The following is an 11,286-nucleotide window of genomic DNA, read 5'->3' as shown; positions in this document are numbered from 1 at the left end:
AACTGGCATCGCCCGCATGCCAGCCTGAGTTATTTGCCACCAATTAGCCGAATAGCATCCGTGAACAACGTGGTAGGTTTACACAGCTAGCTCCCACAGGGGGAACGCGTACGCTTCAAATGACAGGCCGCCCCCGGCCAAGGATGGCCGATGGCTGCGGGCGGCAGGACCATAAGGCGCCGTTACCGCAGAAACGGATATGTACCCGAACAAACAAAAGAACCCCCGGAAAGACCAAATCTTCCCGGGGGTTCCTGTTTCCAGCAGTACAAACCGGCAAATCAATAACGCTGATACTTCGACCCAAACTCAGGACGGTTTTCAGCCACGTAAAGTGTGCTCGCCTGGCTGTCTTTTTGATCAACACCCACCGTATTCACATTCAAAGTAGCCGGCTGACTCACCTTCGCTGCCGCCGCAACCACTGGCAAAGTAGCGTGAGGTGCAGCAATGGCCGACGTGGCACCAAGAACCGACAGGGCGAAACCAAGACCGATAATGCTTTTCATGATGTAACTCCAGAAGCGTGGGAAGAAGATGGGCCCACTGTAGTGCTGGAGCTTCAGAATGAAAAAACACCCTGACGCATAGTCGTTATCGAGAACGTTGATCCATCGTCAGCGCGGCGTGCGATCCACCAGCCAGCGCTGCTTGAGTTTTTCCAGGCGCCCGTCCCGGCTCATCTCATCCAGCGTCTGCTGCCAGCGCGCGATCTGGCGCGCATCGGTCCGTGGTGAAAAGGCGATGTAGGTGGCTTGCTTCATCAACGGGATCTGATAGTGCAACTGCTCGGGTGGTACACCTTCCTCACGGGCCATGCGGGTGACGGACAGCGTGTCGGCCACCACGAATTCGGTACGGCCCAGCCGTGCCAGACGCATCATTTGTTCGGGTGTTTCCACGCCGTACAGATTGCTCAGGTCCTGTTTCTGCAAGTAGCCGTAGACCAGCCATTTCCGTGGAACGGCAATTCGACCCTGACGGCTGGCCTCCAGCAAACTGCGCACCCGTTGCCGGTTGCTGTCCGTGGAGAACAGTGCGGTTTCCACCTCCATCAAGGGGCCGACCCACTGATACTGGCTGTCACGCTCGGCGGTGCGCAACACGGTGAATACCCCGGTGGCAGGCTCAGTGCTCGCCACGCGCAAGGCACGCAGCAACGGCACCTGTTGAAAGTGCACCTGATCGCCGGCAGTGTCGGCCAGCGCCTGCACCACATCCACGCCGAACCCCACCATCGCGTTGCCCTGCTGAAAATGCAGGGGCGGATGGTTGTCGGTGAGCATGTTCAGGTCTGCCGCGACCGCAGTAAATGTCAGGAAGGACAGCAGACAGCCGGCCAAGCGCTTCATGAATCGTCCTTGATGAAATGAAGCGCAAATCTTAGTACGCGCCTGTTGCGACTGTCCCGCGCAATCGTCGGGCTTTTGCGTCAGAACTGAGGATTTATGCGTATCGCTCGTCCCGGTGGGAACGATGAGGCAAAAAAAAGCCCGGGGGCTCCGGGCTTGGGGTGTTGCGGATTAACCTGTAATCAATACCGCTGATATTTCGAGCCGAACTCGGCGCGGTTTTCCGCAACCACCACACCCCCTTGTACGGCGTTCTTCGGGCTGACCAGCGCAACACGTTCACGCAGTTCTTGCAGACGATCGGCACCGCCTTCAGCGACGCGATTTTCGATCAGGCGATCAGAGCCACCTTCAGCCACACGTTCACGCAGCTCTTGCAGACGATCAGCACCACCTTCAGCCACACGATTCTGTTGCAGGCGGTCCGAACCACCTTCCACCAGCAGTTGCTGAACCTGGCTGTGGGACGCGGTGCTCGCGGTGTTGGCCGAGGCCAGGTTTGACAGGCCAAGACCGCCTACCAGTGCCAGACCGAGTGCCAGGGACGAGACTTTCGAGAAGTTGAACATGATTGATTCTCCGTGCGCTTGTGTTTGAGTGAGTCGGTAGCGACTGCTATCCGGTGAACACAGTTAAACGCTCGGGTGTATCGCAGATGTGTGCCTGAACGGGGCGAAATCAGCTTTTGCGTATCTGTCGTGGCCTCCTATACACAAGGATACAAATCCCCATGAAAAAGCCGCGATGCCTGCCTGAACCAGCCGTTTGCGTTCAAGGCCGAATGTGCAAACCATCCTCGGCGAACTGCACCGGGCCCTGATAAGCACGGTGGATCGACTGCGTGACCGCATCGCGGGATTCGTCGATGTCTCGGGACAGATGGCTGAGCAGCAGGCTCGACACCTGTGCTGCGGCGCTGATCTTTCCGATGTCGCCGGGCGCAGTGTGCAGGTTGTAGAGCGCGGGTGGGGCGTCGGGTGGATCGAGGACCGGGGCGTTGAACACCAGCAGGTCGGAGCCCCTGGCGATGTGTGTCAGCGCGGCATGGCCCTGTGCATCGATATCGCCGCTGAAGGTGATGCTTTTACCCCGGTAATCGACGCGGTAAATCACCGCCGGCGCGTCGCGGTGGTGTCCGGTCACGGCGTTGATCACCAGGCCGTCCTGGCTGAGGAGGGTTTTGGGTGCAGTGAGGTAATCGAGGTCAGTGGTGTTGAAACTCACGGTGCCGGCGAAGTCCTGCACATAGCTGAAGGCCCCGTCCTTGCCGAACATCAGGTCGATGTAGTGACGAGTGGAAGGATAGGGTTGCGCGGCACCCGGTCCGAACACTGTAAAGGTGATGTCCGAACGAGAAGCCACGGCCCGTGCCTTGACGATGCCCGGCAGTTCCGCCACGTGGTCCACGTGCAAATGAGTCAGCAGCACGATGTCCAGGCGGCGGATGTCGAGCTTCGCTTCACCGAGCCGCACGAATGTTCCCGGTCCGGCATCCAGCAGGATTCGCGGCGTGCCATCCATCAGCAACACGTAACCGGCACCGGCACGGCCGCCGGCGCCTGGTCCGCCCGAGCCGAGCACCACCAGTTCCAGTGGCGCCACGCCCGGTTCCGCGGCCATGGCGCCGCTGGTGTCAAGGCTGACACAGAGCGTTGCGGCCAGCAGCGCTGCGCAAAATCGCGGCAGATCGGATAGTGAGATCATCAATGACAGCGCTCTATGTCGGTGTTTGCAGGTCATGGGAAATCGCTGCCAGCGGTTGCATGCGCTCATTAAGATAGGCCGCAATGCGTGTCTGCATGGCATTGAACACCTTGGCCGCATGAGCGACCTCGGTCGGGCCCTTTTTCGTCCAGGCGCACCGCATGGGTGTTGGGGGCCAGGGCAGGGCGAGTTTCATGACTCGGCGCCGAGCAATTCCACCGGGTAGGAAAACACGTAGCCTTCGCTGCGTACGGTTTTGATGTAGGTCGATTCCCGCGAGTCATCCATCAGGCGCTGACGCAGGCGGCTCACCAGCAAATCAATGGAACGGTCGAACAGGTCGGCATCGCGTCCCTGGGTCAGGTTCAGCAGCTGGTCGCGGCTGAGCACCCGTTGCGGATGATCGAGAAACACGCGCAGCAGTCGATATTCGGCGCCGCTGAGGGCGACCATGGTGCCGTCTTCGTCCAGCAGGTGCCGGGCGGTGGTGTCCAGGCGCCAGCGACCGAAACCCAGCAATCGACCGCTTTCGGTGATCAGCAGGTTGGGCGGCAGCATCCGGGTGCGGCGCAGCACCGCGTTGATCCGCGCCAGCAGTTCGCGGGCGGCGAAGGGTTTGGTCAGGTAGTCGTCGGCACCCATTTCGAGGCCGAGGATGCGGTCGGTTTCGTCGTTGCGTGCGGTGAGCATCAGGATCGGCGTGGCCTTGTGCTTGCCCGAGCGCAACTCGCGGCACAGCAGCAGGCCGTCATCGCCGGGCATCATGATGTCCAGCACGATCAGGTCCACCTGATTGGTTTCCAGAAAACTGCGCATCTGCCGGCCATCGGCAACCACCGTGGTGCGCAGACCGTTTTTCTTCAGGTAGTTGCCGACCAGCTCGCGGATCTCGCGATCGTCGTCGACGATCAGGATGTGGTTCACATGTTCCATCACTCAACCCTCTTTTTATTCGCACGTTGCGCATTCTAGGGAGCCACGTCGCCGCTGCCTGCCGGCCTTTGTATCTCACTGTATCTGAAGATGTAATAGATACACTGGTATACACGGCAGCTTTTTTCGGGGGCGGGTGTATCGAAGTGTATCGAGCGCCCCGTATGACACCTTACGCGTTAAAAGGCCCGGTGCTACGACACATGGCAGATACCTCGGGACGATTGAATGGGTTCCATCGAGACAAGACAACTTGCCTCACACCACTACCCATTGAAACCTTGAGGACATCACCATGAACCGGAACAAACTCGTCGCTGCCAGCTTCCTTGCCGTTCTGAACGTCGCTGCGTTTTCCGCCCACGCCGATGTCCAGAGCCCATCGCAGACCCACGCTGCTGGCTCCCATCTGGACATCAAGAAGGTTATTTCAACGGTAGAAAATGGCGGCAGCCAATGCGGGATCGTCAATGCGCGGATGACGTACCTGGACTCCAGCGGTACGCAGAAAGTGCTGGATTACAGCAAGTTTGCCGAATGCGGCAACCAGGGTGGTTGATCGCCTGGAAGTCGGATACTGATACCTGTGTGAACCGACCTTTGTGGCGAGGGAGCTTGCTCCCGCTCGGCTGCGAAGCAGTCGCAAAAGCTTTTGGGGCCGCTTCGCGACCCAAGCTCCCTCGCCACATCGGCTTGCTCACACTCTATCCGGGTTACGCAACCACGCGATAACACGGCACATACGCCGCGCCACCCGGTAATTTCATCCGGTGCTGGGCAACGAAGGCTTTGAGCAGTTGATCCAGCGGCTGCATCACCGCCGCATCACCGCGAATCTGATACGGACCGTGCTCTTCGATCAGGCGGATGCCCTTGTCCTTGACGTTGCCGGCGACGATGCCGGAGAACGCGCGACGCAGGTTGGCGGCCAGTTCGTGGGCGGGCAGGCTGCGGCTCAGTTTCAGGTTGGCCATGTTTTCGTGGGTCGGATCGAACGGGCGCTGGAAGCCTTCGTCGATCTTCAGCAGCCAGTTGAAATGGAACGCGTCGTTGCGCTCGCGGCGGAACTGTTTCACCGCTTTGAGACCGGCGGTCATCTGCCGTGCCACTTCAGCCGGGTCGTCGATGATGATCTCGTAATGTTGTTTCGCCGCCTCACCCAGGGTGGCACCGACGAACGCGTCCAGTTGCTCCAGATACGGCGCCGCGTGTTTCGGCCCGGTGAGGATGACAGGGAAGGGCAGGCCCTTGTTGTCCGGGTGCATCAGGATGCCGAGCAGGTACAGGAACTCTTCGGCCGTGCCCGCGCCACCCGGGAAAATGATAATGCCGTGGCCTACGCGCACGAACGCTTCCAGACGCTTTTCGATGTCCGGCAGGATCACCAGCTCATTGACGATCGGGTTCGGCGCTTCGGCGGCGATGATGCCGGGTTCGGTCAAGCCGAGGTAACGACCGCCATGAATGCGCTGCTTGGCGTGGGCGATGGTCGCGCCTTTCATCGGACCTTTCATCACGCCAGGGCCGCAACCGGTGCAGATGTCGAGGCTGCGCAGGCCCAGTTCGTGGCCGACTTTCTTGGTGTATTTGTATTCTTCGGTGTTGATCGAGTGGCCACCCCAGCACACCACAATCTTCGGCTCGACGCCGGGGCGAAGCGTGCGGGCGTTGCGCAGCAGGTGGAACACGTAGTCGCTGATACCCTGGGAAGTGCTCAGGTCGATGCGCTGGGCGTCGAGTTCATTCTCGGTATAGACGATGTCGCGCAGGGCGCTGAACAGCATTTCCCGGGTGCTGGCGATCATTTCGCCATCAACGAAGGCATCGGCGGGGGCGTTCAGCAGTTCCAGGCGCACGCCGCGGTCCTGCTGGTGGATGCGGATTTCGAAGTCCTTGTAGGCTTCGAGGATGGTCTTGGCGTTATCGACATGGGCGCCGGTGTTGAGGATGGCCAGGGCGCACTGGCGGAAGAGGGTGTAGGTGCTGCCGGATCCGGCTTCGCTCAGTTGCTGTACTTCACGTTGAGAGAGGGTTTCCAGGCTGCCTTTCGGGCTGACCGAAGCGTTGATTACTTGACGTTGGGACATTCAATGATCCTTAAAACGATGTCACCCGCCGAGGACGCATGACATCCGAATAGTATGTATCCATAAAAGAAGATGGCACGAACTGCGCGCTATCGCCACGTTCCCCTTTGACGATGAAAAGATGAAAAGGAGCCCCAGCATAGCTAAATCCCCCGCAGAGGCGATAATGCCCCGCAGTCTTTTTGCCCATGTTCCCGAGGAAACCCGTCGCGATGTTTGAAATCCAGCCGCAAAACCCCGAGATTTATCGAAGCCAGACGCGCCGCAGCACGATCATTATCGCCGTGGTTTTCCTGGCCCTGGCGATGGTCCTGTCGACCGCGGCGGTGGCGATGTTCGGCGAGCCGGGGGGGGACAATCTACGCTTCAACGTGGGTGGTGTGTTTGTCGCGGTGCTGTTGATGGTGGCACTCATGCGCGGCACCTTCTGGCATCAGGCGTGGATGGCGCCCGCCGTGTACGGCTGGCAGCTCAAGCGCAGCCTGATGAGCATCACCAACGTCATGCATCAGGTCACGGCGGCGGTGGAAAAGGATGATCCCGGCGCCATGAAGCTGCTGCGCTTCTATCACCTGGGGTTGAGCCAGATGCACGAGCTGGACGGCAACTCCAGTGATCACAGCCAATTGATTCGCGAAATGGACCTGCACAAGGCCCGTATGGAAGCGCTGGGCATCGAGACCGATCAGACGCAATTGAACCCGGCGTGGCTTGAGGCATTGAAACAGACGCCGCGCTAACCGGTGTATTGTTGAGGCGTCACGATAATAAAAAGGCGAACGGGATCAGTCGCCACTCATCAGGATTCAGGGAGCGTCATGGGCAATCCGTCCGTCAAAGACCGAATCGAACAATCCCGCCACAGCGTTTCCCTGGTCACCGAACAGGCCGGGGCAAAACTCAAGGTCCGCTCCGCGGTGGTTTTGCTTCTGGCGGTGTGCCTGTCCATGATCGCCATCGTGATCTGGGAAGCCTGGAATTCGCGCCAGTACCATCTGCATGACAAGGGCGTGGCGATGTCCAACCTTGCGCAGACCCTGGCCTCACAAGCACAGGCGACGATCAAGCAGGCCGATACGCTGCTGTTTACGCTGGTGGAGCGCCTGGAAAACGACGGCTTCGAACCGGCCTTGTTGCCTCACCTGGAACGCTTGCTCAGTGCCCAGCGCAGTGAGCTGAGCCAGTTGCACGGCCTGTTCGTCTATGACGAGAAGGGTCGCTGGGTTGCCAATTCCAACGGCGCGGTCCTGCCGGATGCCAGCAATGCCGACCGTGAGTATTTCATCTACCATCGCGATCATCCCGACCGTGGGCCGCACATCGGTCCTTCGATCAAAAGTCGTTCCAGCGGCGAATGGATCATGACGGTGTCGCGCAGGATCAATCACGCCGACGGCCGTTTTGCCGGTGTGGCGCTGGCGACGATTTATCTCAGCCATTTTCTGTCTCTGTACGACAGCATCGACATGGGCCGCAACGGCGTGATCAACCTGATCGCCGACGACGCCAGCATCGTCGTTCGTCGGCCGTTCAAGGATGCGGAGGTCGGCACCAGTCTCGCCAACAGCCCGCTGTTCAAACAGCTGTTGCCCATGGCCAATTCCGGCACGTCAACGGTCAAGTCCATGTTGGACGGCGTTGTGCGGGTGGTGGGGTTTCGCCGGGTCGAAGGGTACCCGCTGATCGTTTTCGCTGCGCTCGACAGGGATGAAGTGCTGGCCGGCTGGCGTGAGGAGTCATTGCTCAGTGCCGGCATTGTCGCGCTGCTGCTGGTCTTTCTTGGCGTGCTGGGTTATCGCCTCATCAATCTGATGAAGCAGCAGAACCGCATCCAGAGCCAGTTGCTGGATGCCCAGGAAACGCTGATCGAGGTCAATCGCAGCCTGGAACTGCTGGCCCTGGAGGACGCGTTGACCGGGCTGTCCAACCGGCGTCAGTTCGATTTGTTCATCCACTCGGAAATCGGCCGTGCCAAGCGCAGCCTGACCGGCCTCGCATTGCTGATGCTTGATGTCGACCACTTCAAGCTGTTCAACGACCACTACGGCCACTTGGCCGGTGATGAGTGTTTGCGCAATATCAGTGCGATCATCACCGAAAATATCCAGCGCCCCGGAGATCTGGCGGCGCGCTACGGCGGCGAAGAGTTTGCGGTGGTGCTGCCTGGGACCGACTATGTCGGGGCGTTTCTGGTGGCGGAAAAAATCCGTCGCGCGGTGCTGCATGCCGGTATTCGCCACAGCGAAGGCGCAGAAGGCATGGTGACGGTCAGCCTGGGCGTCGCCGCTTACGATCCGACCTCACAAGCCCAGGCTGACGACCTGATTGGCGCAGCGGACAAGGCGCTCTATGTTGCCAAGGCCAGCGGCCGGAACATGAGCGTCATTGCCAACTGAGTCTGCCGGTTCAGACGAACCGGTCGCTGCCCTGGACCAGCCTGGTCGCCAGGTACGACTGCTTGAGTTTTTCCAGCCACCAGCCCAGGGCGCGTCCGTCATGATCGCCGCGCCAGCCGGCATACAGAATGTTCGGTTCCCGGGGATCGGCCATCTGTTTCTCGACCAGCGTGCCGTTCTTCAGCAACGAGCCAACCCGATGTCTGGGCAGCCAGCCCACGCCCAAGCCATCGCACTGGGCGAGGATTTTCGCGCGCATGGTCGGCACGGCGAGCACCGGTTGCCCACCGGAGACGCCATAGGTGCTGCCTTCGGTGGCTCTGGACGAATCTGCCACGACGATCGCCCGGTGTTGCGTCACCGTTGTCCGGGAAATCGGTTCTTTGACCTTGGCCAGTGGGTGCCTGGGCGAGACCGCAAACACCCATTCCATTTCCCCCAGTTGCATCCAGCGCAAGGAAGGGATCGCCGGCGGTTCGTTGGTGGCGCCGATGATCAGGTCCGCGCGGCCTTCGCGCAGGGCTTCCCACACACCTTTCAATACTTCCTGGGTGATGCGCAGCGGTACACCGGATTGCAGCGCGTCGAATTCGTGTATCACCGGGATCAGGGCCTCGAACTCCAGCAGTTCGTCGGTGACGATCCACAGTCGGCTCTCCCAACCGTTGGCGACTTGCTGCACCCGTTGGGTCAGGCGCGAGACATCCTGCATCAACCGCGCCGCTTCATTCACCAGCAGCTCCCCGGCGGGGGTGAGCTGCAGGCGGTAGCGGCGCCGATCGAACAGCAGCGCGTCGAAACGCTCTTCCAGTTGCCGCGCCGCATAGGACACCGTCGACGGCGCCTTGCCCAGATGTGCCGCCGCGCGTGACAGGCTGCCGGTTTCCCGAATGGCTTGCAGCAATGCCAGGTCTTCGATGGACAACATGTGCAGATCCTTTGAGGGAAGTGTTCAGGCGGCCCGGCGTAACTTGCGCAGCCTGAACAACCTAAGATAGACCAGCACGTTGAGCGCCAGCACCACGCTGCCGAGGCCCAGTTGAATAGCGGGTGTCAGGCCCGCCGGGTAAATGACCGGCCACACGTAATGCTCGATGAAACCGCCGCCATAGCCGGTTTGCCCGGCGGCCTGGCGCATGCGGTTTTCCCAGTCTGTCAGCGGGCAGAACAAATGGAAAAACTCCACGCAAACGCCCCACGCCGCAGCCGGCAGGTGCAGCCAGAGCAGGTGATGCCATCTGAGCACCAGCAGCCCGCCGAACAGCACGAACAGAATGAACAACAGGTGAAACAGCACCAGCCCGTCGGCGGCGATTCGGTAAAGCATGTCGACTCCCTGACACGTGATGCGATCGCTCCATGGTACTCGGGCGGAGTGCCAATCACGAAAGTCAGCTAACCCGGCGCGCATTCTGCCGTTTGCAGCAGTGCGCAAGATTGTTCAAGCCATCGGCGGCGACTGCTGGCACAGTTTGACGTCTTTCTCTGGTTGTAGAGCGTTATGTCCAATTCACTCGTGCCGCGCAGCGCGTTTCTCCGCGGCGCCGCGGCGATCATGCCGTTATCCCTGGCAACCGCACCGTGGGGATTGCTGGCCGGTTCCATGGCCATCGAAGCCAACCTCACGCCGCTGCAAGGCCAGGGGTTGTCGAGCATCGTGTTTGCCGGTGCGGCGCAACTGGTGGCCATCGGGATGCTCAAGGGCGGTGCCGGGATATTTTCGATTCTGCTGACCACGTTGCTGCTGACCTCCCAGCATTTACTCTATGGCATGAGCATGCGCTCGGTGATTTCGCCGCTGCCGGGGCGCTGGCGTGCAGGGTTGGGCTTTTTGCTCACCGACGAGTTGTTTGCCCTGACCAGCCAGCATGACAAACAGCAGTTCAACCGCTGGTACGCGCTGGGCGTCGGCCTGACGTTTTACATCGCCTGGAACCTCTTCACCCTTGCTGGCATTGTGCTCGGCTCCAGCATTCCGGGGCTGGAGCATCTGGGTCTGGATTTCTCCATCGCCGCAACCTTCATCGCCCTGATCACCCCGGTGGTGCGCAACGTACCGACCGTGGTTTGCGTGGCGGTGTCGCTGTTCTGTTCGGTGTTGTTCAGCTATTGGCAATGGGGCTCGGCGCTGGTGCTGTCGGGGTTGGCGGGCATGACGGGGGGCTTCGTCTGCAACAAATTCTACGGTGGACGCACATGATGGTCTGGGCCGTGATTATCGGTATGGGAATTCTGGTCTTCCTCAACCGCTACGTGTTTCTCGAACCGCGCCTGCCGCTGCGCCTGAGCAGCAACGCCCGGCAGTTTCTTGGTTTTGCGGTGCCGGGCATGCTGACCGCGATTTGCGGGCCGATTGTGTTCATGCCGGACAAGCAGCTGAATTTGCAGTGGGACAATCCGTATCTGATCAGTTCGCTGGTGGCGGTGGGGCTGGTGCTGTACACCCGCAATACCTTGCTCAGCATGCTGTTGAGCATGGGGTTTTTCTTTTTGCTGCGCTGGTGGCTTTGAACCGGGTTTTCGAAACTGATCTACGCTTAAAGTTGATGACGGATCCCTTAGGAAGAGAGGTGAGCATGGCTACTGAACCAAAGCGTCCGGATCCGGATGATGAAGACATGGATGAACCGACGGAAGAAGAGCTCGAGCGCCAGAGGCGTTCGTCGCCGACCTGGAAGCACCCTGATGACGGGAAAGAATTGCCGGACCGTGATATGGAGTTTCCGTTGAAGCCCTGAGCTCTGGGGTAAGGGCGGAACCAATAGCCGCCGTTACCGCAGAAACGGATATGCCCCCAACCCCAACCAATCTACA

At 60.0% G+C, this 11,286-nt stretch carries 14 protein-coding genes and 1 pseudogene; 6 read left to right on the top strand and 9 right to left on the bottom strand.

The genetic code is table 11. The features are described from left to right. Window positions 1–281: 281 nt before the first annotated feature. From ACM6IQ_RS20400 to ACM6IQ_RS20375, 6 genes and pseudogenes are all read right to left on the bottom strand, one after another. On the bottom strand, window positions 282–509 hold the full coding sequence (locus ACM6IQ_RS20400) for a hypothetical protein (protein WP_017339381.1): 228 nt from the start codon (window positions 507–509) through the stop codon (window positions 282–284). A 108-nt stretch (window positions 510–617) separates the two neighbouring features. Next, on the bottom strand, window positions 618–1,352 hold the full coding sequence (locus ACM6IQ_RS20395; protein ID WP_414879663.1) for a substrate-binding periplasmic protein: 735 nt from the start codon (window positions 1,350–1,352) through the stop codon (window positions 618–620). Between the two features lie 182 nt (window positions 1,353–1,534). Next, on the bottom strand, window positions 1,535–1,921 hold the full coding sequence (locus ACM6IQ_RS20390) for a hypothetical protein (RefSeq protein ID WP_017339379.1): 387 nt from the start codon (window positions 1,919–1,921) through the stop codon (window positions 1,535–1,537). Between the two features lie 202 nt (window positions 1,922–2,123). Further along, window positions 2,124–3,056 (bottom strand): MBL fold metallo-hydrolase, encoded by a 933-nt coding sequence (locus ACM6IQ_RS20385; RefSeq protein ID WP_414879662.1) that lies wholly within the window; start codon window positions 3,054–3,056, stop codon window positions 2,124–2,126. A gap of 19 nt (window positions 3,057–3,075) precedes the next feature. Beyond that, window positions 3,076–3,195: pseudogene (locus tag ACM6IQ_RS20380) on the bottom strand (hypothetical protein); the annotation flags it as partial. 53 nt (window positions 3,196–3,248) lie between these two features. Beyond that, a complete protein-coding gene (locus ACM6IQ_RS20375) occupies window positions 3,249–3,989 on the bottom strand; it encodes a response regulator (protein WP_017339377.1) in 741 nt (246 codons plus the stop codon). A 295-nt stretch (window positions 3,990–4,284) separates the two neighbouring features. On the opposite strand from ACM6IQ_RS20375, the gene ACM6IQ_RS20370 reads away from it, so the two are divergent. Then, window positions 4,285–4,548 (top strand): DUF2790 domain-containing protein, encoded by a 264-nt coding sequence (locus ACM6IQ_RS20370; protein ID WP_414879661.1) that lies wholly within the window; start codon window positions 4,285–4,287, stop codon window positions 4,546–4,548. Between the two features lie 154 nt (window positions 4,549–4,702). On the opposite strand, the gene ppnN is transcribed toward ACM6IQ_RS20370, so the two are convergent. Further along, a complete protein-coding gene (gene ppnN, locus ACM6IQ_RS20365; RefSeq protein ID WP_017339375.1) occupies window positions 4,703–6,076 on the bottom strand; it encodes a nucleotide 5'-monophosphate nucleosidase PpnN in 1,374 nt (457 codons plus the stop codon). Between the two features lie 212 nt (window positions 6,077–6,288). Here ppnN and ACM6IQ_RS20360 point away from each other — a divergent pair, with 212 nt between their 5' ends. Both ACM6IQ_RS20360 and ACM6IQ_RS20355 read left to right on the top strand, forming a co-directional pair. Next, the gene (locus tag ACM6IQ_RS20360) at window positions 6,289–6,816 is read left to right on the top strand and encodes a DUF3087 family protein (RefSeq protein WP_017339374.1); all 528 of its coding nucleotides are present in this window, start codon (window positions 6,289–6,291) and stop codon (window positions 6,814–6,816) included. Window positions 6,817–6,894: 78 nt separating this feature from the next. After that, window positions 6,895–8,472, top strand: coding sequence for a sensor domain-containing diguanylate cyclase (locus tag ACM6IQ_RS20355; protein WP_414879660.1), 1,578 nt, complete (start codon window positions 6,895–6,897; stop codon window positions 8,470–8,472). Window positions 8,473–8,482: 10 nt separating this feature from the next. On the opposite strand, the gene ACM6IQ_RS20350 is transcribed toward ACM6IQ_RS20355, so the two are convergent. Then, the gene (locus ACM6IQ_RS20350) at window positions 8,483–9,400 is read right to left on the bottom strand and encodes a LysR family transcriptional regulator (protein WP_017339372.1); all 918 of its coding nucleotides are present in this window, start codon (window positions 9,398–9,400) and stop codon (window positions 8,483–8,485) included. Window positions 9,401–9,424: 24 nt separating this feature from the next. Continuing rightward, on the bottom strand, window positions 9,425–9,799 hold the full coding sequence (locus ACM6IQ_RS20345) for a DUF2784 domain-containing protein (RefSeq protein WP_017339371.1): 375 nt from the start codon (window positions 9,797–9,799) through the stop codon (window positions 9,425–9,427). Window positions 9,800–9,973: 174 nt separating this feature from the next. On the opposite strand from ACM6IQ_RS20345, the gene ACM6IQ_RS20340 reads away from it, so the two are divergent. The 3 genes from ACM6IQ_RS20340 to ACM6IQ_RS20330 all read left to right on the top strand — a co-directional run bounded on the left by ACM6IQ_RS20340 (window position 9,974) and on the right by ACM6IQ_RS20330 (window position 11,210). Beyond that, window positions 9,974–10,672: an AzlC family ABC transporter permease gene (locus tag ACM6IQ_RS20340; protein WP_414879659.1), complete on the top strand. Its 699-nt coding sequence runs from the start codon at window positions 9,974–9,976 to the stop codon at window positions 10,670–10,672. Next, on the top strand, window positions 10,672–10,983 hold the full coding sequence (locus ACM6IQ_RS20335; RefSeq protein ID WP_193393033.1) for an AzlD domain-containing protein: 312 nt from the start codon (window positions 10,672–10,674) through the stop codon (window positions 10,981–10,983). The genes ACM6IQ_RS20340 and ACM6IQ_RS20335 overlap by 1 nt, the downstream gene beginning before the upstream one ends. Window positions 10,984–11,048: 65 nt before the next feature. Continuing rightward, a complete protein-coding gene (locus tag ACM6IQ_RS20330) occupies window positions 11,049–11,210 on the top strand; it encodes a hypothetical protein (RefSeq protein WP_017339368.1) in 162 nt (53 codons plus the stop codon). Window positions 11,211–11,286 lie beyond the last annotated feature (76 nt).

It is taken from the genome of Pseudomonas sp. IT-P100 (genome assembly GCF_949767185.1).
Taxonomy (GTDB): Bacteria; Pseudomonadota; Gammaproteobacteria; order Pseudomonadales; family Pseudomonadaceae; genus Aquipseudomonas; species Aquipseudomonas fluorescens_B.
The sequence above is the reverse complement of the archived record's forward strand: the minus strand, read 5'-3'. Positions and strand labels throughout refer to the sequence as shown.